Genomic DNA, 24,653 nt, shown 5'->3' on the forward strand with positions numbered 1-24,653 from the left:
GGATGCGCGCCATGAAGACGGAAAGCACTGTTGCCAAAAGCGCAGACACCCGGGAGACGCGCGCTGAAAGAGCCATACGTTTGTTGCAGACAACGGCCATCGATCCCTTGCAGGTGAAACTGCAGGAGTTCAGCACCTTTTATCCGGCCGTCGCTGCTGCGCGGCACAAAGGCATGAAGACCAAGCAGATCCTCAAGCTTCTAGCGGAGGGTGGACTGAAGCTTTACCCCACGCTGCTGGAAAAGCTGATGGCCGCCATGGAGGCAGCCGAAGGAACTCCACGTTGCGAGCTATGCAGTCAGCCTTTGCGAATCGGGGCTATCGAATCGGCTACCGATGCCCCAGCGGTGCAAGCACTCAGTCCCGTTGAAGACGCCTTGGCATCGCACGCCTAACCCGTGGCGCATCTCCTACAGCCCTCGGCCAGTGGGCCGAGGGCTATTTTTCTGCACGAGAACCAACACATGAGCAACTTCCAGCGCTATTTTCCGTTCGACCAGCTCCCAAAGGCTGGCCATTTCCCACTCCCCAAGCTCCAAGCTGCTGTGCAGGAGTGCATCAACGATCGCAAGGTGCCGGTCAAGATGCCGTATTACGCAGCTTCCGCGGCCTCCTGCGCCGCCGCCCAGCCGCTATTCGATGTACACAAACCCGCCGGTGGAAGGGTTGGAACGAATCTCTTCGCACTGGTGAACGCCGGGCCGGGCGAACGTAAGACTCACGTCCGATATGACTTCTTCCGCGCTTTTGATGAGGTCAACACCGAGCTCAAGCACCAGTTCAAGCAGGCCATGAGCCACTACCAGGAACAGGACCACCACTGGAAGCGCGAGGACAAGATCCTGGTGGCCGAACTTGGTGCTACTGCCAAAAACGAGGAAAACCTAGAAGCTGTGCGAGCGCGCATTGCGCAGCACTATCAGCGCAAGCCCATGCTTCCTTGTCAAATGAGTGTGTCCATGAAGGAGCCGAAATACGCACCCCTCATGCGTGCACTTACCGACTTTCCATGCACTACGATCGTCTCAGGCGACTGCGCGAGTTATCTGCGGGACACCATCCTTCCCCTCGACACATTGTTTTGTGACACATGGAGCGCGGAATCGATCGATGATCCACGCGTCAGCGTGGCGAGCTATTGGTGCGAAAACCCCCGGCTGTCCATGTTCTTGATGCTCCAGCCTGAAAAACTGAAGTCCATTACAGAAAGCAAGAAGGGCCGAGGGGGCAGAGATTCCGGACTGTTCGGCCGCACGGTCTACTGCGATGCAGGCAGCACCCAGGGGGGACGCTTCTTAGAGACCGACGTCGTCCATAGTCCGGCCGACACCCGCTACCGGGATGAGTTCAACCGCAACCTGAAGGAGCTGCTGCTGGAAGGAAGCAACGCCATGCGCTCGCCGGACTACCGCCGCAAGATCCTACGCTTCGGAAAGGAAGCAGCACGCATTTGGGTGCTCTATCACAACTACGTCGAGGAACAGAGCAGGCAGGGCGGGCGCTATGAGAAAGCACGCGATTGCGCATCCAAATTAGCGGACAACGTCGCGCGCATGGCGGCCGGCTTCCACGTTGCCGAGCGATTCGAAGGTGTTGAAATCGGTATGGAATGCTTGATGAGCGCCATCGCACTGTGCGACGAATCCTCAGCGGACTACGTAACTACCTTCGTGCAAGACCCGGACGAAGTGGACGCCATGGTCCTGTACGACTGGCTAGTCAAGAAGCTTCGGGACCAACCGCTTGGCGAGGGACAACGGCTCCGGAGAGAGCACGATTTCCGCTATGTCAGCACTGTGTCCCAATACGCCCCAGGGAGGCGCATGCGCGGCGCGAGAATCCACGCATTGCTTGCCACCTTGGCGCGCAAAAATCTCATTGAGATCCGAGTTATCCAAGTAGGCCGGGGCCAGACTGTAGAAAGGATTCGACTCATCGATCCCACGCGCGACTAGCAAGACAGCATGGCTTTAAACCGTGCTAATCGTGCAAACCATTTGCACGATTAGCACGTCTGATGGGGAGGGTGGCGGATACCCTCAACCACTCGCCCCGACTCCCCATCGCCTTCCCGTCTGAGCCAGGCCCAGGATGTAGCTCCCCTGCAGTTTTGGAATGGACGCGGGTCCACGGCTTCAGTCAAACCGGGCAAAATCACCATCGAGCGGCCGTTCAACAAGACTCACACGCAGGCACTGCAGTCGTCTTCGTTGACTTTTTTACCCGCTTTTACGCGCCTTCCACGCGAGTCACTCCCGGATGCTCAGCCTGGTCACACCTGACTCAGCACTAGGTCACCTGCACGGACGGAGGGGTGACATGATCGCGGCTGTGGCTTGAACTCCGCCGGATACTTGCTGCGCTTGCCGCCCAGCATGCGCCTAAGCAGCCGCAGGCTATCGTCCGCGTTGCGGCGTCTACCCCGATTGCCGCGATCTTTCGTAATCTCCGAGCGTCGGAAGTTCTGGCCTTTATCGCCAGACACCTTTAGAACGCAGTCCTGCTTGGCGAGGTAGTGCAGTGCCTTGCGCAGACCAACCATCTTTTCCCAATCGTCCAGCTCCACCACGCCCAGGCCGTCGTAGTCGTGCTTCGCGCGGTCGGCCCAGCAGTTGTAGTAGCTGCCGGGCCCCTGACACGTACGGCGGGCCCACATCTCGCCCAGCTGATGGGTCAGGTAACCGCCATTGCGCTGGAGGTTGCCGTCGCAGATCACCATCAAGTGCCAGTGCATGCCCCGCACCATGCCGTTCTCGCACTTGATCACGTACCCCCGATATCCTGGCAGCAGGTTGCGCTTGCACGCCTTGCCTCGCAGCCAACGCAGGAAGCCGTTGATCTCTTTCTGCGCTTTCCCCGCCTCGCAGTGCGGCGGCCAGTAGAGATCAACGCGCAGAATCAGCAGGCGCGAGTGCCTGGCCGCCAGGTGGTAAATTAATTCACGAGCGCTGGCGAAGTTGTCCTGGGCCTTTCGCTCGTGCGCAGTCAATTCGTTGGTGAAACGACGAGACCCACAAGCCCTGCGAACGAAGCGCGTCAGTTGCTCCAGAAGCCGGACTAGCTCCGTTGCTTGGGTAGCGCCTTCACTCGCCGACTGATTGACGGAGAATGCGTAGCGCTTCATCGCTCGCAGCATCACGGTCGTCACTGGGTGGAAGGCGTGGTTGGCATACATCACGCTCCAATCCTGCCGGTACTGACTACAGCACTGGACTATTTTTCGGCCAAGAACAGTAAGCCTGTAAGCCATCGGTTGCACCCCACGCTGCATTCTCGGCGCAGGTGCGCACGGCCTACTGTCGTCCTGCAACAACGCCTTATGGAGCCGGAGCATCGCGCCTTCGGTGAAGTCCTTGAAGAGGCGGTCATCCGTACCGGTGAACCACACAAATTCCTGGTCGGTGGCGTAGTACTGGTTGGTGTGTGGCACGCGCACCAGGCCATTACGAGCCTCCACCCGGATGCAGGTCTCGGCGATCATCTCCCGGGCCTGCTCCGCCAAGACGATGTGGCGGATTTTGGAAGTGCAGAGAGACTCGCTGTGCTTCGCGTTTCCGGAGGCTGGCAAGCTAACTTGCCGCTCCTGATATTTATTACCCATTACTAGTTGTCTCCGCTATTTCGCTCACATGCATCCTCGATGCAGTAGAGAAATACGGAATTCCAATCGGAGCTCTGCTAGAAACATTGACCAGCGAGCTTACGTAGAAAGCTTACGTAGTAGTAGAAAGCCTATAGATCCGTAATCCGAACGCGGCGGAACGCCGGGAAATGCGCCCATAAGCGGAGTCTGATACCCCGATTCCCCGAATGTGCCCCATTGCGCAGGAGTGTCGAGTTAGCGCTCGCTCAAGTCGACTTGCGTGGCTCTCAACTTGTGCTCTCGCCACACAAATTCAGCAACTGCGTGCGAATTCCCCCCGGTGTAGCGGTGAGGTCCACCGTGGCAAACCGAATGGGGTGACCCTGAATTACTACGGTTTCGTCAACGGCTTGGCCAATTGACGGGTGCAGCAACAATCCACTCGCGCTGTCCGCAAGCGCATCGCCGCGTCCTACTTGCGAGCGTAGGTAGGCATAGATCTGATACAGATAGCTGCTGCGTAGCGTTTCCTCCCGATACCAGCCGCTAATCACGATGGATGTGAACTTGGTATCGATCACGATTCGTCGCCTCGTAAGGGGATGATCGAGAACCACATCCGTCCGCATCGAAGGCAAGATATTGTCGATGCCGGCGGTCTTGTGCGAGATGTGCCAACCCAGCTTTCCGCCGCATTTCACATGCCACCCCTGCGGTCTCAACGCAACTTCGTAGAAGCCCCCTATCGCACGTTCGAACAGGCGGCGAACCCAGGTCTCCTCACGATCCGGCGCCGTAAGCAGATTGACGCCAGATGCCTCGGTCGGAAGCGTCAGTTCAAATGCGAGCTTTGCAGCGGCCACCATGAGGCGGTCGTCCGCATCGTGCCGCCCGAAGCGATCTGTACTCATTTGGGCGCGAGTCGGTGATTCGCCGGACACTCCCAGCGCTCTCATCCCGCCTGCCAATGAGCGGCAACGATGGGCAACACTCTGTCTTTGCACGATTCTGGAAATAGCTTCCAGTGCTGCCCGCACAAAACGGTTGCGTGGGGTGTCGATGGTGAATTCGTCGAAGCGACACGCCACCATGCCGCGAGCCAACAGTTGTTGGCGTTCAGTCGTCAGAACATCTATGCGACCGCGTACCCGGTTCAACGCAGCGTCGCGCGAGCGATAACCCAAACTCAGGCGACGGCGCTGCCGAATTTCCACCGCATGAGCCAGAATCTCGGCCACAAGATCCGGAAGATCATCCGGGCTATCTTCCAGACCGACCGTGCCGATGCCGCGTGAGCGGAACAGATCCGAGGCATAAAGCATCAGGAGCCAAAGGTTGCGCACGGGGATACGTCCGACAAATCCGGGCGCATCCGCCGGATTTGCCTCCGCTGACCGTGCGACAGCCTCCATTACCATCCCTGAATCAGCTGAGTCGTCGCCTTCTGTGCTTCGTCGGGCGCATCAAACCAATATTCGTCCAGGAGAGGACCGATCTCCGTCTCCACCACCTGCTGGAACCATTTCTTGGTTTCCCCATCTCCTAGTCGATGGACCGGGGTCGCGTAACTATGGCCAATTCGGAATTGCTTGCCAAGGCGAGCATCTGACGAAATGCGCTCATTTAGATCGGCAAGCCGCTGTTCGATATCAGCCGCCAGCACTTCGTCAACTCCACACGACTTCACCACCCACTCTCGCCAAATCGAACCAAGTCTCGGCTCAAGGCCAACGAATGCAAAGCGACGGCGCAGCGCCAAATCGACTAGGGCGAGCGACCTATCGGCAATATTCATAGTGCCGATTACGTAAAGATTCTCCGGTATGTGCACCGGGCGTCGCGTGCCATCCGCATCCGGGTAACACAGCTCCAGCGCCTCATTGGGTGTGCGCTTTCCAGCCTCCAACAGCGTCAGGAGTTCGCCGAAGATTTGTGCCGGGTTGCCACGGTTGATCTCCTCAATCACCACAACAAACTTCGACGAGGAGTCCTTCGACGCGGCTTTGATAGCTTCCATGAAGACACCGTCGGCCAGCGATAGCTTGCCTTCGCCGGTCGGCCGCCATCCCCTGACGAAGTCCTCATATGAAAGGTTGGGGTGGAACTGCACCGCGCGGACCTTACTCTCGTCCTTTTGCCCCATCAGCGCAAAGGCTAGGCGCTTTGCAAGCCAGGTCTTGCCGGTGCCTGGTGGCCCCTGAAGGATCAGGTTCTTCTTGGTGCGAAGTCGATCGAGCAGTCGATCGATCTCGCTGCGCTCAAGGAAGCAGCCGTCCTCGAGAATGTGGTCGACCGAGTACGCCACGATCGGCGCGGCTACATGAACATCCTCCAGCGCCGCTGCATCGTCGCCATCGTCGTCCGCGTCGACATCGTCTTCTCCACCCACCGGAGACTTCTCTTCCGTCGGAGCTTTGTACAGCCATGATTCCAGCGAAAGTTCGGGATATGAGTGGACTGGATAAGAGACTTCCTGGAAGCGCGGCTCGAGCACGTCCATCGCAACCAGGTAATCTGCGGAGTTGCAACGTCGTTTCGGACCATGAAGGCCAATCGGCACGCCGAGCTTCTTGCTCACGTATGTCCGAGAGCCTTGATCAAGGCTCAGGAACGCCCAAGGCCTGATCCAGTAGAGACCGAAGGTCAGATTCCAGGCAACGCCTCGGCGTCCGTTCGCGTTATCGAACGCCTTGGCGAACTCCTCGCGCGCAAGGTCGTCGTCCGTATCTGCGTAGGCGATACCCGCAGCAAAGACGTCCCAAAGCGAGTCGATGTGGTCCGGGGAGCGATTGACCTCGAAAGGAAAGTACCAAGACTTCAAGTTGTTCAGCAGTGGGATGCCTTCGAACGTCTCGGGAACAGGTTCGTCGACGCCAAGGAAATCGGCCAATTCGGTCGCGATGATCTTGCGGTTGGTGTCCTTAATGCCACGATTGAATAACCCCATCGTCGTGAAGGGGCAAATGTCCTTCACGAAGCCCGTGGCGCCATCCGCATACTTGTCTTCCGCCAGGTGCCCCAGTCCCTCGACCCGTAAAGAGATCTTCCGGATACCGTCCACCAGGACGGCTCTGTTAGTGCGATAGGTGAGCAGCTTGTCGGCTATCGCTTCGTAGAACTTTGTCCAGCCAAAACGCTGCTTGTCGGTCGCCGCCGTCCCGAACCGTTCCCGCCAGTAAGGAGCGTTTCTAAAGCGCTCGACATCTTGCGGTTTGTTGTCGAAGGCAAAGGCGATCAAGCCGTCGGTCATCCACTCACCCGGCAGGACGCGCCAGACCGTCCCCCGATGCGTGTTGAAGTACCACTCCCGAACCGGTTCTACTTTTTCCCAGTCAACCTTGACTCGCTGTCCGTCATTCAGGTTTTCTGTGATGGTGCCTATCGCCTTGATCGCCATTACCGAAACCGCCTGTCCGCGGGTTTCAAAGGGCAATCCGTGCTTGCGGGTGTACGACGACTTGATGGCAATTCGATCCCCTGTGCGCATCGATCGAACCAAATCGAGATGCTTGTCCTCGTAACCGTTCTCCCAGATCCCTTCGGAAAGAAATCGCGGAGTCTGGTCATCCGTTCCGCCATACGAGGCGCCAACGAACCAGGTTGCACCTGATGCGCCTTCTCTGGTTTGTATATTCATTCCGCCCCCTTTTAGTAGTACTGCCGGATGTAGCTGTAGGCCTTCTCGAACAGCTCCTCATCCGCGTGTAGCTGGTACTTGAAGAGCGCCTTTCTTAGCGCCTTCTTGACCTCACGCTCGCCGGCCTGCGTGCCTTGCCAGCCGGGAAAGCGAACTAGGCGCACGATCTCGTCGATGTCCGTAACAACACGCTCGACGATGATGGGTGTCTCGTCGGTCCGAACTTCGTTGAACAGCTCGGTCAGCGCAGTCTTGCCACGATCCTCGTCCTCGTCTGGCGGTATTTCCTTCTCGGCCTGCAACGTCTCCTTAGCAATCTCCAGAAGCTGCTTCAGGAATTCAACGCTGTTGATCTGGCCTGTCTCGAAGCGATCCTTGAGCGCGTCCAGGCGTTCCGACAGCTGCTTGAACTTCGGATTGCCAGCGTGGCCGCGAAGCCGACGCTTAAGTTTGATCTCGATTTCTTTGGCCTTCTTCGGATCCGGGTTCGAGAGCACGGCCTCCAGCAAATCGGCGTCCAGCACCAGAGTGTCGAGGTCATCCCGCACGGCATCCACGTGCACGTTCTGATGGATCAGCTCAATGGTCTTGGCGCCCAACGAATGCCAGATCAACTTGCCGTGTCCACTGGATGGCTGGATCGACTGGTACACCTGCGACAGCCACTTGTAATCCTTCTCGAAGGGGCCGAGCACCGTGTCGGGAGACAGTGCTTCCCAGATTCTGCTGAGCACGCTGTACTCGGCGGCGAAGTTGTCGCGCACCTCGTTGTTGGGCAGGCACTGCTGGGCGGCAATCAGGCCCTCGTAGCCCTGCAGGCTACGGTCGCATCCCGCAAAGAACGCGAGGCACTTTTGCATGGCCTCCGGCAGTTTGTCCTTGAGCTCCTGGATGTTGCTGACCACCTGCCTGACGCTCTGGTCGTCGAACTCGAGCGCCGCGGCCACGTCATCGAAGATGCCGAGGTAGTCCACGATCAAGCCGTGTGTCTTCTGCTCGGAGTAGGTGCGGTTCACCCGGCAGATGGCTTGTAGCAGCGTGTGGTCCCGCAACGGCTTGTCCAGGTACATCGCCTGCAGGATGGGCGCGTCGAAGCCCGTCAGCAGCTTGGCCGTAACGATGATCAGCTTCAGCGGGTCGGCCGGGTCGCGGAAGCGATCCAGCAGCCGTTCTTCCTCATCACGTGTGCGGTCGTACTTCGCGTACTCAGGGTGATCCTTTTTGTCGGACGCCTGCACCGACATCACGATGTTCGTGGCCTCGGGCGGCAGCAGCTTGTCCAACTCGGCTTTGAACAGCAGGCAGGACTCCCGGTCGAAAGTGACGATCTGGCCCTTGAAGCCGTTGGGCTCCACCTTGGTCTGGAAGTGCTCGGCGATGTCCTCGCACACCTTGCGGACGCGCTCGGGCGTCTTGACCAGCACGGCCATCTTGGCGGCTGTCTTGGCGAGGTTGTCCTTGTCCAGATCGGACAGACCGCCAGTCAGGTCCTTGTACGCGGCGTCAAGTGCGGCTTTGTCGATGTGCAGGTCGATCAGGCGCGGCTCGAAGTGCAGCTTCAGCGTGGCGCCGTCGCGGATCGATTCCTCGAAACCGTAGCGACTCATGTAGCCTTTCTCGTCTTCTTCGGCACCGAAAGCGTAGAAGGTGTTGCGGTCGGCGCGGTTGATGGGCGTTCCGGTCAGGCCGAACAAGAACGCATTCGGTAGGGCCTCGCGCATCTTGCGGCCCAGGTCGCCCTCTTGCGTGCGGTGCGCTTCGTCGACTAGAGCGATGATGTTGCCACGGTCGTTTAGGCTGCCGGTGGCCTCGCCGAATTTGAAGATCGTCGTGATGATGATCTTTCGCACGTCCTGCGCCAGAAGTTGCTGCAGTTTTTCTCGGCTCTCGGCCTTCTCCAGGTTTGGAATGTCCGCCCCGGTAAAAGTGCCGGTGATCTGGCTGTCGAGATCGATTCGGTCAACCACGATCAGGACCGTAGGATTCTTCAGGGCGGCATGCATGCGCAGCTTCTGCGCGGCGAACACCATCAAAAGCGACTTGCCAGAGCCCTGGAAATGCCAGATCAGGCCCTTCCTGGGGTAGCCCGCGAGCACACGCTCGACGATCTTGTTGGCCGCCTCGTACTGCTGGTAGCGGCAGATGATTTTAATGCGGCGCTTCTTCGTGTCGGTGGCGAAGAGGGTGAAGCTGCCGAGAATGTCCAGCACCACATGCGGGCGCAGCATGCTCTCGGCCGACAGCTTGAGAGACTTCAATGGATGGTGCTGCGCATCGCCACCATCCAGGTGCCATGGGCCCCAGTCTTTGACCGGCAGCCCGATCGACCCGTAGTGAAAGACTTTGCCTTCCGTGGCCACCGAAAACACGTTGCAAACGAAGAGCTCGGGCACGAACTTCTCATAGTCGTCGTGCACCTGCACCGCGCCATCGACCCAACTGATGCACTTCTTTACTGGCGTCTTTGCCTCAATCAGCACCAACGGCAGTCCGTTGACCAGCAGCACTAGATCTGCACGGCGCTCGGTGGGCCCGGCGCGAAAAGTGTACTGCTGAGTGACGATGTACTGGTTCTGCGAAAGGTCATCCAGTTCGATCAACCTTACCGGCACATGCTGGTTGTTGTCGCCGAAGGGCATGGAGCGCTCGCCGCGCATCCATGCGGTCATTTCCTCGTTGGCGCGGATCAGGCCATCCGAACGCACCGACAACACAATGGCTCTCAGCTTGTAGAGCACCTCGTCGGCTCGATCCGGTTGGGCCGCGATCTCGGGGTTCAGGCGGATTAGGGCATCGCGCACCCAAGGCTCGACCAGCACCTCCTGAATCCGGCGAGGAACATCAGCCGGGGCCGCGTAGTGCCAGCCGATACCTTTGGGGCTCTGCTTGTAACTCGCTTGCGGTTCTTGAACGGTAGTGGGCAAAGCAGTCTTGATCGTGCCTGCGAGCAGATCGCGGATGTAGGCCTCAACAGTGTTTGATTCGCTAAAGCTCATGCTGCACCCCCAAGGCCTGATCACGAACATGCGATAGCAAACTCCGGCTTCCCGTTAGCCTGCCTCGAAGATCCGACACAGCATCTTGAATGCTCGAAAGCCCGACGATGATCGACTCCTGCTCCTCGATCGGTGGCAGTGCGATTTGCATTTCCTTAAAGAACGGCATGTAGACCGTTTTGATACCCCCGCCCATCGCAATCTTCTTCCAGTACTTGCGCATTGCCCGAAATAGAAAGTACAGAAAATCAGGCAGTACTGCGTTCGTATCGCAGACAAAGTTCGCAAAGTCTTGGCTGGTCGACATAGGCTTGTCCATTACCGAGCAGAAGCCAACGCTTGCGGTTCTACACAGCACCACAGTGTCCCTTGGCAGCAATCGTGCAGAGGAGTTGTCTATTCCTTTTTGAGAAACGGTTTCGGCCGTTTCGACGATTCTTCGAGTATCGAGTCGCTCTGTGTCGCCGAGCGATATCCAAGGAATGTCACCTGACCAATAGTCTTCGTGACGACGGCTGGGGGTATGACCACTTTCAAGCCTGGCCACATCTGTCAGCCTCACCAGCCTCCAAGTCACAGGAATTTCGTTAATACCGGGCAGCCTGGCTTTGCTCCACTCGCCGGCCTCAATTGGTCTCTTCTTGGAAGCAAGCCGACCTGTTGTCCAGTTCCAAAGCGATGACTCAAACAAAGCCTCAGCGGCGCTGAGCGCCTCGGAAAATTCGTTGCAGCCATGATCCATCGCGCTAAAAAGCGTCAATAGGCGCTCTTGCTCGTTGATCGGTGGCAGGGCAAACCGCTGCGCTGCTAGCGTCTTCCAATTCACGGTAGGTGATAGGGAACCGACAGAAATTTCTACCGCACGATTCATGAACAGATCGCTCTGCATGAAGAACGGTAGAAACTCAGGCAGGACGACGTCAGGCTTGGCTCGCAGCACCATCGCATGGGCGGAACAAATCCCATCGAACGCGGCAACACCGAGCTTCCGTTGGTAAGCCCGGCGGCGACCGAAAATGATGTCGCCCTTCTTGAACATCAGTTTGGTGGCTTCTACATCGTCCGGCGTGCCCCAGCGCCGAACCTTCATTGAATCGGCATCTAGATGTTCCAGGCCAACGTAATGCTCCATCCCGGACTCAGACGGGTTGTCGATGCGAACATTGACGTTGGTCGCCATCTGATCAAAGCGCCAGAGCTTCCAGCTCGACTTCAAGCTTTTGTTGTTAGACACGTTCGATGTCCCCTGCAATGTGTCCATCCAACGTCTCCACCAACGCGTCCATGTGCTGCCAGAAGGCACGACCATCGCTCTCCCATTGCGTCCAGGAGGAGCGCAGCGATGCCGCGTCACCATTGCTGTCGGTTGCGATGGCTGCGGTAATGCGCTTCACGTACAGCGGTATCGACAGGTTGGCCCCGCCGGTGCCAATCTCGGCCAGCGTGGCCACCTTGGCGAAACCGGGCACGTCCGCAAACGCCTTGTAGGCGGTCAGGATGCGCTGCTGGTGAGCCGGCGTGAGAAAGCTCTGTGCGCGCTCGCGAGTGACCTCGTTCACCGCGTCGATGAAGATCACCTTGCCCCTGCGTGCAGCTGTCTTCTTGGCGTTGCAAATGACGATGCACGACTCCATCGGGGAGTTGTAGAACAGGTTGGGTCCCAGACCTATGACGGCCTCCACCCAGTCTTGCTCGACCATCTTGGCGCGCATGGCGTGTTCCTCGTTGCGGAACAGCACGCCATGCGGCCAGAGAACCGCGCAGCGCCCGTTGGCAGTAAGGCTGGTCAGGATGTGCTGCTGGAACGCATAGTCAGCGCGACCCTGCGGCGGCGTGCCCAGGGAATTGCGGCCCCACTTATCGCTTCTCCAGGCCTCGCGGTTCCACTGCTTGATGGAGTACGGCGGGTTGGCGAGGATCACGTCGAACTGGCGCAGGCGGTCGCCCTCGACATGCTTGGGATCGGCCAGTGTGTCGCCGCGGATGATCTCGAAGTCCTCCACGCCATGCAGGAACAGGTTCATGCGGGCGATGGACGAGGTGATCAGGTTGCGCTCCTGCCCATAGAGCTTGAGCGTGCGGTATTCGCCGCCAGAACGCTTCACTTCGTCCAACGCAGAGATCAGCATGCCGCCGGTGCCGCAAGTCGGGTCGTAGATCGACTCGCCTGCCTGCGGCGCCAGGAGTTGCGTCATCAGGTGGACGACGGTGCGGTTCGTGTAGAACTCGGCGGCCGTGTGGCCGGAATCATCGGCGAACTTCTTGATCAGGTACTCGTAGGCGTTGCCGAGCTCGTCTTCAGGCACATTGGCCACCGACAGTGCCTGAGTCGAGAAGTGCTCGATCAGGTTCTTGAGCGTCTCATCGGGCAGGCGCTCGCGATTGGTCCACGGGGCATCGCCGAAGATGCCGTCGAGCAGATCCGGGTTGGCAGTCTCGATGGCGCGCATGGCCTTCTGGATGGCCGCGCCGACATTCTTAGGCGCCTGCCGCACGTCTTTCCAATGCGCACCCGCAGGAATCTGAAAACGGTGATTCTCAGCAAACTGGGCATAGGACAGGTCGCCGCGGGAGTTGGCCAGCGCCGTTTGGTATTCCTCCTCCCATACATCCGAAACGCGCTTGTAGAACAGCAGAGGGAAGATGAACTGTTTGTAGTCACCGGCGTCAATTAGGCCGCGTAGTAGAACGGCGGCGCCCCAGAGGTAGCTTTCGAGTTCTTGTTGGCTGATGCGCTTGCTTGGGTGACTCATTTCAGCCATCCCCCTTCAGTCATGATCTGTGCAAGCCGTTCTTCGGCTTCTCGACACCGGGTGAGCGCATTCTTGAACGCCGCGACGGCGTCTGGCAGCGGCGGGATATCTTCTTGCAGTGGCGGCAGGACGTAGCGCGAGATGTTCAGCGTCCAGTCCTCGTTCTTGATCTCGTCAAGGCTGACCACCCGGACGGCGTCCTGCACATGGGCAAAGTTGCAATACCAGCTGAGGATGTCGGCGGCGTGCTCGGGTTCCAGATAATTCTGCGCACGGCCTCGGCGAAACAGACGCGAGGCGTCCGCGATAAGCACCTTTTGCTTGCGTGCGGCTGGCTTTCGCTTGCGGAGCACTAGGATGCAAGCGGCGAGGCCAGTGCCATAGAACAGGTTGGATGCGAGCCCGATGACCGCCTCGACGAGGTCCATTTCTAGAAGCTTCTGGCGGATGCTTCCCTCGGCGCCCTTCCGGAACAGCGCGCCCTGGGGCAGCACCACAGCCATTCGGCCTGAGGCATCTGCCATGGACTTGACCATGTGTTGCACCCAGGCAAAGTCTCCGTTGGACGTCGGCGGCAGACCCGCAAAGTTGCGGCCGAAAGGATCGTTCTGCCACAGCTCCTCGCCCCACTTCTCGAGAGAAAATGGCGGGTTGGCGATGACGCAGTCGAAGGTCGCCAGGCGGTCACCCTCGAAAAAAGCTGGATTCCTCAGAGTGTCACTCCGGACGACCTGGAAGTCCTCGATGCCGTGCAGGAACAGATTCATGCGCGCGATGGATGACGTGGTGAGGTTCTTTTCCTGCCCGTAGAGCTTGCCCCACAGGCGTTTGACGTCGCCGTGCATCTGCTCGACGTGCTGGACCGCGGCCAGCAACATACCGCCGGTACCGCAGGCCGGGTCGTAGATGGTCTCGGCCTCTTTGGGGTCAAGCATGTCGATCATCAGGCGCACCACACTGCGCGGCGTATAGAACTCGCCGGCCTTCTTGTTCGTCGCGTCCGCGAACTTCTTGATCAGGTACTCGTATGCGTCTCCGAGCACGTCCGAGGCGACCTGCTTGTTGCCGAGCGGCAGCTTCGAGAAATGCTCGATCAGGTCCTTTAGTAGCGCGTCCGACAACCGCTCCTTGTTCGACCACTGTGCGTCGCCGAAGACGCCATAGAGCGAATCAGGGTTCGCCTTTTCGATCTCGCGCATCGCGCGCTGTAGGACGGCACCCACGTTTGTCGCCTTGGTGCGAACATCGTTCCAGTGGCAGTCCTCGGGAATCTGAAAGCGGTGTGATTCCGGAAACCAGGCAAGTTGCTCGTCGCCAGTTTCGTCGACGATCTCCTGATACTCCTCGTCCCAGACATCGCAGATCCGCTTGAAGAAAAGCAGCGGAAAAATGTACGTCTTGAAATCCGCCGCATCGACAGGGCCGCGCAGGATGTTGGCGGACTCCCAGAGGTGGCTTTCAAGCTGAGCGAGCGTGATGTTTTGTGTGATCAAGTTTTTGTCCCAAGTACAAGGGCGTGACCGGATGCGATGGGATTACTGGAGCATTCCGGCTGCCCAATCGTTTCCAGCGATAGCGAACTGTTGACGCGTGAGATCCTCGATCTGTTGCTGCAGCGCCTCTTCCGCATCGAGCACATCGCCCGCGTGACGAGCGCTTGCCATCGACAGCTCGGGAACTTCAAGCTTCAAAAGATCGCGAAGAGTGACCATGGGGATCGTCGACCCGCTTGTGATCGTCTTGAGCAGGTCCTGACCAAGTTTCGAGCGCAACAACAAGAAGAGGGCCTTCGGGTCAACAGGGGCCCCGGATCTCGTACGCAGGACCGTGGCAGAAGAGCCCGCAACCCAGCCTCCGTTGCCGGGCTTCGGGACGTGATCCGGGACAATGCCAACCTTGCCCGTGCTGCCCCGGATGGTCAGCACGATGTCTCCAGGCAGTAGGAACTGATCAAACCCCTTGTTCATGGCCGCGGGCTCCGCGTAGAGCTCGCGCCCAGCGCGGACATATCCGACAGGGGGTATGTCTGCCGTGCCGACCTCGCGGACGGAGAACAGACCGTCGCCGGGATTCGCGGCAGCAGTCAACGGCCTTACGGTTTCCACTAGGTCCCCCAGTGGTACGAGCCGCGCGCCGGCCAGCTTGGAGAGAAGTTTTTCGTGATTCGCCGCGAGCACGTATCGAGCCACCAGGAGCTGATAGTCGTTGGCCTCGATCTCGACGCGAGAAATGGTCCGCGCCACGGGAGTGCGCTCGTCGCTCATCGCGTCATCGACGATCCGGTCGATGTTCACCAACGTTGTCCGGGTTCGAGTTGCGGATTCGCGAAAGTCGTCACCACTGGCGTTTACGAAACGAACGCGGTCCGCAGCGCCAGCTGGTCCCAGGACCAGCACGGCAATCTGGATTGCGGTTCCGAGAACCAGGCCCGGCGGAAGCGAAACCACTGCCTGCAGACGACCCGAATCAACGATCTGCTGGCGCAGAGCCCGGTCCGAGCCGAGACCTTGTAGAACGCTATGCGGAACAGCGACGATCGCTCGCTTGCTGGACTGAGCGAGCAGGTGCTGAACCGCCAATACCGCCCAGGTCGCTTTTGGAATGTCGAAGCGATCGAAAAGATCTCGTTCAACAATTCCGGGTTCAGGCTTGACGCCCAACGGTGGGAGGGCAATGGCGACATCGCACTGGCGCAGCTTTCCCCTGCTCACGAATGCTGGGGAACGCACCGGATCACTGAACGAGGTTTCAAGTCCTTTGCCGGAAAAGATCTCCACCAGCGCTGGAAATGGGCTTGCCACAGGGTTTTCGACCATGACGCTGCACCCGCGGCGACTCAGGCGATCTGCAAGCTGCGCGGTCACGTCCCAGGCCGTGTATGCAGTAGCGCCCTCCAGCGGGCCTGCGAGTCGGACCATGAGATCTGCTAGTGACGGTTCGATCGTCGGCCAGTAGTGCTGGATGCTGACAACATCAAATGCGACATCTGCAGGCGAGAAGTCCGCCAACAAGCCATCGCCTTCAAGTCTGACCGCGTCTTCCGCGACCTGCTGAAGACGTGCACTGGCGTTGGCTGCTGCGGTCGCCGCGCCCTGGAACGCCAAGGCAAACGGAGACGCGGCCCTTTCAAGCTCCGCCAAACCTTCAACGAGGCCTTCCGTTCCGCGCTGCTGGACGCGCTCAAGTCGAAGTGCTGGCTCCACCGATTCCCGCGCAGAAAGACGCGCCCACGCAAGCATTTGAATCGAAAGCAGGATCGCGTCGGGACCGCGCACGGGCGTCGCCGTGAAGTGGTCGACCAGCTGCCATAGAACCTTGGCGCTCATTTGTCAGTACCTCGGGTGGGGCAGGTTGTAGGTCGTGATGAGGGACTCACCGGTCTCGACTACGACCAGCCCGCCCTTGTCTTGGATCCTCTTTAGGACCCGAAGCTTTTGCATGAGCTGATCGATGACCTTGGCGGCATCGCGCCGGCCCAGGACGAGCTTGTCGCCTTCGGGCACTCCGTAATCCCTCACGAGCTCGACCATCTCGCGGCTTACGCCACGCTGGGACATGCGTTGGGCGAAATGGCGGGTTGTGTGCATTTGCCGGCCTCCCTGGATCTGCGGCCAGAGTGGGCCATGCTGCATCTACTGTCAATAGGTAGCTCCTACTTTTTTATAGTAGCCAAGCGCCGCGCCCATCACCTAACCGCTGGCTCATGCTCCGACTTGCTCGACCTGAGGCCAAAAAAATCCCCACCATTCCGCCAGCCCGCACTAGTGGCGGGCTGGCGGGTAATTTCACTCTGGTGATTCCCCTCGGCTGGCGTGCATCCGATGCAAATACACGCCCAGGCCGAACATGGCGAAGCCGTACACGACAACGCCACCGACGATTTTCAGCATGGCGCACTCCTTCTGTTCGAATCCAACGGGTCTGCCCTCTGTGGGCATTTCGTAGCTATTCGTCGCAAGGGCGGACGACAGGCTTCTTCGTATCGATCAGCGCGTCAGTCGATGTGGAAGCATCAGGACACCAGTTCCAGAACCTCATCCCAGGCCCTCTGCTTGATCTGGGCGCCTTGGCCGAACCACGCCGCATCCCGGCGGTGGTCCTCGCTGCGCGCCCTGCGGTGGTGGTCGACGAACTCGGTGACGCTGTTGAGCAACCCCCACGCCGTACCACGGCTGGAGGACAGCATTACGCCGCGGCCACCACCTTCGTGCAGGGCACGGACGGTCGCCAGCGCCTGTTCGTTGACCACGTTCGCCTTGCCGTCCTGGACTTTGTAAGTGAGCACGCGACGCAGCAACCCTTCGACGGTGTCCGGATCCACAGGGCACTCCACCAACGCTTTCATTCGGTCCACAAAGCCATCCCACGACGAGACGGTGATGCCGAGCTGGCGCTTGACCGTGTCCGCATCGAAATGGCTGCGGTGCGGCACCTTGATCGCACCCTTCGCTTCACCCAGCGCGATCCGCAACGTGTTGTTGCACACGACGCGGACCGAGGTGAACTGGGCCGTCGTCGCCAGCGTTCCGTCGCAGGCAGTGGCGAGCAACAGATAGCCGTCCACCCGGTCGCGACCTTTGAGCACCATGCTCTGCCCAGTCCTGGCCAACGCCCAGAACTTGCGTCCTTCGCGAAGCACGCCTGCCGATTCCAGTTCAAACCCATTCTCGGCGGTCAAATCTCGGTAGAACTCCAAAACATCGCCTGGTTGGACCACCCTGAAGCGTTTACTGACAACGGCCAAAGCGGCCTTGGTGTCTGAGCGGTAGAGAACTTTGTTCTCGGGGAAAGATTTAATGGTGCCGACGTTCTTGCCGCCCGTGATGTATTGAACCTCCGACTCTTGAATTTCCCAATTCATCCCGGCTTGCTCCTTCCAGCTCTCGATCGGCTGCTGGGGAGCGAGTTTGTTTCCAAGGCCGTGCCAAGGCTTCTCTCCGGTGTAGGCCATCGTTTCGACCAAATGCATCTCATTCACCCATTTGTTGACGGCATAACGCACAAGGCCCGAGCGCAATGCCGGGCCTTGTATGGGATGCCAGAAGTGGATTTGATCAGGGGCGGCGCGGGCCGCATGTCGTGCAATTAGCGATGCCGGCCAAAACAGAAGCGGCCACAACCAGGACGCAGTAGATTGCGTCGAACTTGTCTCTCGTCACATCAGTTCACCCGGTTAGGACGCATCGAGCGGTGCGTCTAAGCGCGAAGCGGTACTCCACCAGCTTCGGGTGAGTGATATAGGTCTGAACGTTTTTTCAGTCGACTTCCGTGAAATCAGGACCGCGACCGAAGTGCTTTAAGCGTCCGCTTTGGATCGCTTCCGGCTACCTGCGGACATCTTGACGTAGTGACCACGGCGCCCTTCGTTGAAGTCGAACAAGATCACGTTGGGGCGGCCTGATTCAGGGCTTTCTGTCTGGTCAGCCGAGCCGTCGACTGCATTCGCTGCTGCGCTCGCAAGAGCATCGATCGGCTGAACGCCCGACTCCATAAAATCCCGGATAAGCTCCTCACGCGTGGAGTCCGAACGCCAGCGATTGGGCGGGAACTGGATAGTGGCTTTGAAGTCGACCGTATCGTAGGACACTTGTCCACGCAGCAGTTTCGTCGAACGATTAGCGACGGAGAGGTTTGCGTCGAACGTCTCGTTGAACACCCGAAGCATGTGCTGGATATAGCTAATGTCGCCATCGCACGCCTTCAACATGCGTTCGATCGTTTGGTAGGCGAACACTGGCGTGCGCATCGCATCGAAGAACATACCGCCGTTGTGGGACGTTATTACTAAGGGCTGCAGGACCACGACGAAGTGATCGAAATTCTCCAATCCTTGTTGGGGGAGCAGCTCGCGGAGCACGCCCAGCCCGTTCTCGCTCGTTAGGAATTCACTGATGCGCTGGCACTGGCCGAAAGCCTTGGAGACACTGTCACGATTCAGTGCTCGCAAGTGATCTTTGGACCAGGTGGCGGGAATTGGACTCTTGCACTCGCACACGAGAATCACGTAGCCCAAGGTCGGCTCATGCGAGATGACCATCAGGTCGATGTCTGGCAACGTCGGGTCATACTGGGTCAGCTTGACTTCGGTCAGACATTCAAATCCCTCCGCGCGAAAGGCGCCTGCCATGCGCTGCACGAAGTTGGCGCCCAGAGGGTTGCTCACGTGATTGAGGAATTGATCGTTGCGACGGTGCGCTGCCACACGCATCAGTCCGACCACGCCCTCGTGCAGGGAAAAATGCATCGGGCGCATCCAGATTCGGCCGGTGCCACCTTCGCGCATCAAGGAAAAATAGCCCGGGCTTAGTCCTTCACTCGCCGCCTGCTTGTCGTACACCAGATCACGCAAGATGAGCTCAAGCGTGGTTCGGTCGATCCCTGTGTCTTGGTGCGCCGCTTCGATCAGCTCGTCCTGCACCATCGTCAATGCGCCACCGGTACCGTTGACCTCGGCGTGCCAGCGGTGCCAAAGCGCCTTGGCCACCAACATCCGGTAGAACTGATAAAACTGCGCGTAGGTGTAGCCGCCGAAGTCGGCTCGACTGTCCGGCGGCAAGACGGCGAAGTACGCGACCAGCTTGTGGTCCACTTCGGCCTTGAGCAGGTTGTCGAACTGCTCGTCCAGGCCAGTCCACTCGTCGCGCCCTTTGATCAGCGCCTTCAGCGCGTCCCGGCGACTCGTGTCCGCAAAGTGTTCTCGGGCGCCGACCACCGATTCGTTTAACGAGACGTTGAATTGTCGCGGAATGGATCGGTCCAAAAATCGGATATCGGTGACTCCGTTCGCCTCGGTCCAGGTAAAGGCACCCGGAAAGTTGAACGCGTAATACAAGTACTCACGTAACAGGTAGTAATGGCTCCCAAACTCGACGTCATTGAGGATTCGATCCATGTCCACTTTGTCACCGGTCGCCCCTGACACCAAATGGGGCGCGAACACCTCGATGGCCTTGTCGATGCCGTTGACCATCGGATCGTGCGCGGCGATCGATGCGCTCAGGTTCATGAGCATGGCCAGTGTCTGGTCGGCATCCATGCTCTGGATCGCACATTCGGCCAAGCGCTCATCTAGGGCGGCGTCGAAGGCCTTGAGCTGCGCGAAAAACGCCGAATCGAGCTTGGACTTGGCCACGATGTCTCCTAGGGAATCAGGGCCTGGAGGACCTTCTGCGTCACAGGGTGCGTTTTCCCCGGGAACAGCGTGACTTTGTTGACCTTGAAGCCGCCGACCGGCAGCGGCTTGAACGGGTCGGCCAAGACATCAATGTCGTAGTGGCGCAGCTGGTCGCCGAACTTGCCCAACGCCACACCGGTCACTGACTTCGCCCCAGCCTTGCGCAGCAGCGCCGCTGCCACGCCGAAGGACACGCCGTAGGTCGTGCAATCATCCACGACCATGATGTTCTTGCCCTTGATGCCGGACTTGTAATCGGGATTGAGATGCAAGGTCAGCAATTGGTCGGTCGGATCGGTGCGATCGACGCCGCCGCCAGCGGAGCGCTTGGCCGATGGAGTGTGCCGGATGAACAACGGCGCGCCGCGGCGCGCCATGTGGGCACGCGAAACCGTGGTTCGCAGGCCATGAGTAAAGCCGCTGAGCACTTCGGTATCGTCGTTAGCACTCTTGGAGGACGGATAGACGCCCCACAGCAAGCCGTCCTGAGTCCCCGCGCCATCGAACAGCAGCGAGCGCGAAGTCACGGTGAGCAGCGACAGCAAACGTGCTCCACCGTTCTTGACAGTTTGGGTCAGGCTCTTGGCAAAGGCGGCGACATCGTAGGGCTTCATGTAGCCCGACAGATCCGACAACGCGCGCACGTTGTACAGCGGCCCATCTCCCCGGTACCACCACTCCCCAGCCCAGCCGTCGGTCAACGCGATGACGTCCGCCAACTCCTGAGGCGAAGCCACCTGGATGCCCAATGACTTGACCTTGGCGTCGGTCGACCAGCCGGCAGCGACGAGAATGCCCCCGCCGTTCTTGCCCATCTGCATGTCGGCGTCGTTGAAGGCCAACACCAGCGCGTCGAACGGCTTCAGGCCCAGCGCATGCGCGTTAGCAGCCACGACCTGCCCTTTCTGGCGGCCGGGCTGGTGCACGAATTGGACGGCCGATCCGGCGAATGCACCAGCGAACCAAGCAGGTTCCGCATGGTTGGACACCACGCCGACCGGATGCTTCGCGGTACTGACGTTCCTAAGCACCGTGACCAGCGCCGCATTCAGGCCGCCGGCCTGCACCAGCGCGTCAGGAGAAGCAAGGACGATCAACATGACGGGCGGTCACTCCAGATTGTCGAAGGCATCGAGCGCCGATTTGGGCGCACGACGAGCGACGAACAGGCCATAGATCTCAGCCTCGGGGAAACGCTGCGCGAGCACGCGCTTGACTGCCTTGTAGTGACAGCCGGTAGTCAGCACGTCGTCGACGATGAAAATGCGGTCAGGCACGGGGTCGGTCAGGGACTCGTCCAGCTGGTAAACCGCCAGTAGTTCTTCGGGCTTGGGACGGCGATCGGCCAAATGCGCCGCCGCCATCGATGCGGTCTGGATGACCAGCTCGCGCACATCGTGCGGGCGATCTTGGGCCACCAGTCGTAGCAACCGCACCATGCGATCGTCATACGCTGGATCCGTGCGCGCCTTAGATGGCGGGACCGGAACCAGCGTCAGCTGCACCGCGGGATTCAGCGCGGCGCGAAAGATCTGCGCGGCTTGGGCGATTGCCCTCTCCTTGTACTGCCACTCGGGGCGGCCGCGGCGGTCAACCGATTTCTTGAGGTTGTGGATGAGTTGGTTGGTGTTGCTGTAAGCGTGATCTTCGCCTGCGGTGTATTCACCAGCGTAATAGCAGGTGTCCCCGACATCCAGGTAGTGATGATCGGGGAGCGTCAGGGAATCAACTGCGACAACCCGGCTATTCAAGGGCTTCCCGGATGTCGTCGACGCTGTTGACGCGTATCGCGCCTTGCGCCTCAAAACGCCGGGGCCACGTCAGGTCCGGATTCTCGAAACAACTATTGAGGATGAAGAGCTTTCGACCTTGCTGCAAGGCCGCCCGCGCCTGCGCCAAGGTGCCCGAGGTCTCTCCTGCTTCGACGATCACCGTGGCTTGCGAGATCGCCGACATGGTCGCGTTGCGCTCTGGGAAAAACTGGCGGTTCGCCCGGTAGTCCTGTTCGGCATAACGGCAGATCGGCACTTGGCTGATCAACAAATGCTTATCGGCAATCTCATCTTGCAGCTGTCGGTTTTCGCTGGGGTAGTACTCGGTTATCGGCGTACCGAGGACTGCAATCGTGCTCCCACCGCACGCCATCGCGGTCTTGTGGGCAGCGGTGTCAACTCCTTTGGCTAGGCCCGACACGATCGTGTACCCGGCCTCGACCAGTAGCCGAACCAGCTTGCGCGTACGACGTTCGCCCTCTTCGCTGACATTGCGCGAGCCGACGATGGCAATGCGCTTGGGCGCATCCACCAGGTCCCACCAGCCACGGTAGTAGAACAGCTCGATCGGATTGGCCGCATCACGCAAGCGCTGTGGGTACTCCACGGTGCCGTGCACCCGGACGCCGAAATCGACGATGTTGGCCGAAATGAGCTTGTCCATGACCTGCTTGAAGCTCGCCGTGATCTCCTCTTCGCCCACCAATTCCGATGGGGTGGTCGATGGGTGCGCGCGGAACAGCTCGGCCAGGGTCTTGAACGAGGTCTTCTGGCGCGTCCACAAGGCCTCGTAGGCCGCCATCTCGCGCGAAGGCACGATCGGAGGACTGAAAAAAATATCGAGCGGACGCCCGCCGCAAGTGTTACCGGCTAGCAGGCTCATGGCTTGGCCCTCGATGGAAAGGGCACGACCGTACTGCCTCGGGTCGGCACGGACGGCTCGCTGGCGACCGCGCGCAAACGAGCAAACTGCACGACCGTCGCCTTGTGCTCGAAATAGCCTTCCGACAAGCCGGCGAGCTTTTCGATGTCGAACGCCGACAAGCCGATATGGCGCGGGATGGCCTCGCGCGGCATGACGTTTTCTTCGATCAGCAAGTCGATCGTTCGCTGCAGCAAGCGCGGTTGTTCCGGCGCACGGTCGCCATCCCCGGGCTCGGCTTTGGCACCCCAGCGGGCGGAGCGACGCTTGAAAAGAAGCTGTGCGCCCTCCTCGTCCAGGATCTTCAAGGCGCGAAGACGCATCACCATGGCAGCGACAGATACTCCCCAGCGCCGCTTGAGCAGCAACAGGTCATCGAGCGTGACGGGCGTGCGCACTTCGCTGCTAAAGGTTTCGGCGGGGAGCAAGAAGGCGCCGGCGAAGCGATGCGCCTGCACTTCCATCTGCTTGTGGCGCTCTCGGTCGTTGGGACGCTCGATGTACCGATGCAAGACCAGGTGGCCCAACTCATGGGCCAGGTCGAATCGGCTGCGATAGCCGTTGTCCTTGTCGGCGGACAACAGCACCAAGGGTCGGCCCAACGCCGCACTCCACGCCGACAAGCCTTCAATCTGCGAGATACCGGTTTCTTCGCGGATCAACACCACGCCCGCCCCTTCAATCGCCAAGGCTAGGTCTTGGACCGCCGTGCGTCCCAATCGCCACAGTTCACGGCACTCGGCCGCCGCTGTTTCGATTTCATCCGGGGTGATCTGGTCCGGATCGGTGAAGGTGCGCGTGGGAAGATTAACGTCCGGATAGTCAACGAAGTCGGACAACGCTAGGGCCACGTCTTGCGCCCACTCCAGGCGCGCCTCGAGCATGGCCCGCGCGGCGACGTGCGCCGAGGCGTTGCTGCGGAACATCGGCAACGACACTTTGGCTGACGGCGCACGCGTGAACCATTCCGGCGTGACATTGACAACGCTCGCCAAGCGCTCGAGAGCCTCGCGCTCGGGTGCTTGGGAGCCCGAACGCCATTTGCTCATGGTCGCCGGAGATACGCCGACCATGCCCGCAAGCTGCAGCTGGCTCAGGCGACGGGCGGCCAACACCTGGGTCAGGCGCTCGCCCTGAAAACCTTGGACGCCACCGCGGCTCATGACGACTCGCCGCCGCGACCTTGCAGACGCCCCTGCCTGAGCTTCGGTTTGGCGAGGTCGACCTGTTCGCCCACTTGCGGTTCGTAGCGCTCCAGGAACGTCGAGATCGATTCGCGGAACAGCCAGCCGCGCATGTCGCGATCAGGCACAGCTACGCTGATCGACACCGGCGCTTCGGGTTGCACGCGGGGCGAGCCGGAGAAGCACGCGACGAAGAAGGCGACCGCGACCGGAGGTTCTCGGTATTGATCGAACAGCACGTTCTGCACCAGCGGCTCGAGGGCCTGGTTGGCCAGCGCCAAGTGGCGGCGCGTATGGCTGCGACGGCCATTGAGCCAACAACCGCTGGTGATGTTGAAGCGACCCAGCGTGAAGATGCCGGCGCGACCGAGCACCAGGTCATTGCCGCGCAGCTCCGTGGGCTGGGCGTGTGCTGCCGCGAGCGCGCGGTGGAAGCCCTCGTTCATGTCGAAGTGCCGCAGCTGGCCCAACACGTTGGGTAGATGACCGTTTTCCCGGCCGTGGGCGGCGCCGTAGGCGCGGTACGCCCCTTGGCGCAGAGCATCTTCCACGCCCATGACCAATTCGCGCGGCAGGTCCCGAACAAGCAGGGAAGGGATCGAGGCGGTCGACGGCTGGAACATGGCAACTCC

General features: G+C 59.8%; 18 protein-coding genes. 2 read left to right on the forward strand and 16 right to left on the reverse strand.

Features of this window, described 5'->3' with window-relative positions; translation table 11 throughout:
• Window positions 1-11: 11 nt before the first annotated feature.
• Together ACKTTN_RS02080 and ACKTTN_RS02085 are read left to right on the forward strand one after the other, a co-directional pair.
• Window positions 12-395, forward strand: coding sequence for a hypothetical protein (locus ACKTTN_RS02080; protein WP_407908213.1), 384 nt, complete (start codon window positions 12-14; stop codon window positions 393-395).
• A gap of 69 nt (window positions 396-464) precedes the next feature.
• Window positions 465-1,955: a DUF3987 domain-containing protein gene (locus ACKTTN_RS02085; RefSeq protein ID WP_407908214.1), complete on the forward strand. Its 1,491-nt coding sequence runs from the start codon at window positions 465-467 to the stop codon at window positions 1,953-1,955.
• A gap of 317 nt (window positions 1,956-2,272) precedes the next feature.
• On the opposite strand, the gene ACKTTN_RS02090 is transcribed toward ACKTTN_RS02085, so the two are convergent.
• From ACKTTN_RS02090 to ACKTTN_RS02165, 16 genes are all read right to left on the reverse strand, one after another.
• A complete protein-coding gene (locus tag ACKTTN_RS02090; RefSeq protein WP_407908215.1) occupies window positions 2,273-3,601 on the reverse strand; it encodes a YagK/YfjJ domain-containing protein in 1,329 nt (442 codons plus the stop codon).
• 269 nt (window positions 3,602-3,870) lie between these two features.
• Window positions 3,871-4,926 (reverse strand): 5-methylcytosine-specific restriction endonuclease system specificity protein McrC, encoded by a 1,056-nt coding sequence (mcrC, locus tag ACKTTN_RS02095; protein ID WP_407908216.1) that lies wholly within the window; start codon window positions 4,924-4,926, stop codon window positions 3,871-3,873.
• Between the two features lie 68 nt (window positions 4,927-4,994).
• Window positions 4,995-7,220: an McrB family protein gene (locus ACKTTN_RS02100; RefSeq protein WP_407908217.1), complete on the reverse strand. Its 2,226-nt coding sequence runs from the start codon at window positions 7,218-7,220 to the stop codon at window positions 4,995-4,997.
• 11 nt (window positions 7,221-7,231) lie between these two features.
• Entirely contained in the window at window positions 7,232-10,216 is a 2,985-nt protein-coding gene (locus tag ACKTTN_RS02105) for a type I restriction endonuclease subunit R (RefSeq protein WP_407908218.1), read from the reverse strand.
• Window positions 10,206-11,477 (reverse strand): restriction endonuclease subunit S, encoded by a 1,272-nt coding sequence (locus tag ACKTTN_RS02110; RefSeq protein WP_407908219.1) that lies wholly within the window; start codon window positions 11,475-11,477, stop codon window positions 10,206-10,208. The genes ACKTTN_RS02105 and ACKTTN_RS02110 overlap by 11 nt, the downstream gene beginning before the upstream one ends.
• Window positions 11,443-12,969, reverse strand: a complete 1,527-nt coding sequence (locus ACKTTN_RS02115) for a type I restriction-modification system subunit M (RefSeq protein ID WP_407908220.1) — start codon at window positions 12,967-12,969, stop codon at window positions 11,443-11,445. The genes ACKTTN_RS02110 and ACKTTN_RS02115 overlap by 35 nt, the downstream gene beginning before the upstream one ends.
• Window positions 12,966-14,462: a type I restriction-modification system subunit M gene (locus tag ACKTTN_RS02120; RefSeq protein WP_407908221.1), complete on the reverse strand. Its 1,497-nt coding sequence runs from the start codon at window positions 14,460-14,462 to the stop codon at window positions 12,966-12,968. Before ACKTTN_RS02120 ends, ACKTTN_RS02115 begins: the two co-directional genes overlap by 4 nt.
• A 42-nt stretch (window positions 14,463-14,504) precedes the next feature.
• On the reverse strand, window positions 14,505-16,295 hold the full coding sequence (locus tag ACKTTN_RS02125) for an N-6 DNA methylase (RefSeq protein WP_407908222.1): 1,791 nt from the start codon (window positions 16,293-16,295) through the stop codon (window positions 14,505-14,507).
• Between the two features lie 3 nt (window positions 16,296-16,298).
• On the reverse strand, window positions 16,299-16,556 hold the full coding sequence (locus tag ACKTTN_RS02130) for a DUF4258 domain-containing protein (protein WP_407908223.1): 258 nt from the start codon (window positions 16,554-16,556) through the stop codon (window positions 16,299-16,301).
• 425 nt (window positions 16,557-16,981) lie between these two features.
• Window positions 16,982-17,938 carry a DUF932 domain-containing protein gene (locus tag ACKTTN_RS02135; protein ID WP_407908700.1) on the reverse strand — a complete coding sequence of 319 codons (957 nt, stop codon included), beginning with the start codon at window positions 17,936-17,938 and terminating at the stop codon, window positions 16,982-16,984.
• Window positions 17,939-18,265: 327 nt separating this feature from the next.
• The gene (locus ACKTTN_RS02140) at window positions 18,266-20,101 is read right to left on the reverse strand and encodes a hypothetical protein (protein ID WP_407908224.1); all 1,836 of its coding nucleotides are present in this window, start codon (window positions 20,099-20,101) and stop codon (window positions 18,266-18,268) included.
• A gap of 8 nt (window positions 20,102-20,109) precedes the next feature.
• Window positions 20,110-21,243 carry a hypothetical protein gene (locus ACKTTN_RS02145; RefSeq protein WP_407908225.1) on the reverse strand — a complete coding sequence of 378 codons (1,134 nt, stop codon included), beginning with the start codon at window positions 21,241-21,243 and terminating at the stop codon, window positions 20,110-20,112.
• A 9-nt stretch (window positions 21,244-21,252) separates the two neighbouring features.
• Window positions 21,253-21,894: a hypothetical protein gene (locus ACKTTN_RS02150; RefSeq protein WP_407908226.1), complete on the reverse strand. Its 642-nt coding sequence runs from the start codon at window positions 21,892-21,894 to the stop codon at window positions 21,253-21,255.
• Window positions 21,887-22,798, reverse strand: coding sequence for a DNA-processing protein DprA (locus ACKTTN_RS02155; protein ID WP_407908227.1), 912 nt, complete (start codon window positions 22,796-22,798; stop codon window positions 21,887-21,889). The genes ACKTTN_RS02150 and ACKTTN_RS02155 overlap by 8 nt, the downstream gene beginning before the upstream one ends.
• Entirely contained in the window at window positions 22,795-24,000 is a 1,206-nt protein-coding gene (locus tag ACKTTN_RS02160; RefSeq protein ID WP_407908228.1) for an XRE family transcriptional regulator, read from the reverse strand. Before ACKTTN_RS02160 ends, ACKTTN_RS02155 begins: the two co-directional genes overlap by 4 nt.
• Window positions 23,997-24,644 carry a hypothetical protein gene (locus ACKTTN_RS02165; protein ID WP_407908229.1) on the reverse strand — a complete coding sequence of 216 codons (648 nt, stop codon included), beginning with the start codon at window positions 24,642-24,644 and terminating at the stop codon, window positions 23,997-23,999. Before ACKTTN_RS02165 ends, ACKTTN_RS02160 begins: the two co-directional genes overlap by 4 nt.
• Window positions 24,645-24,653 lie beyond the last annotated feature (9 nt).

Origin of the sequence: Lysobacter claricitrinus (assembly GCF_045866565.1) — a bacterium.
Classification (GTDB): domain Bacteria; phylum Pseudomonadota; class Gammaproteobacteria; order Xanthomonadales; family Xanthomonadaceae; genus Cognatilysobacter; species Cognatilysobacter claricitrinus.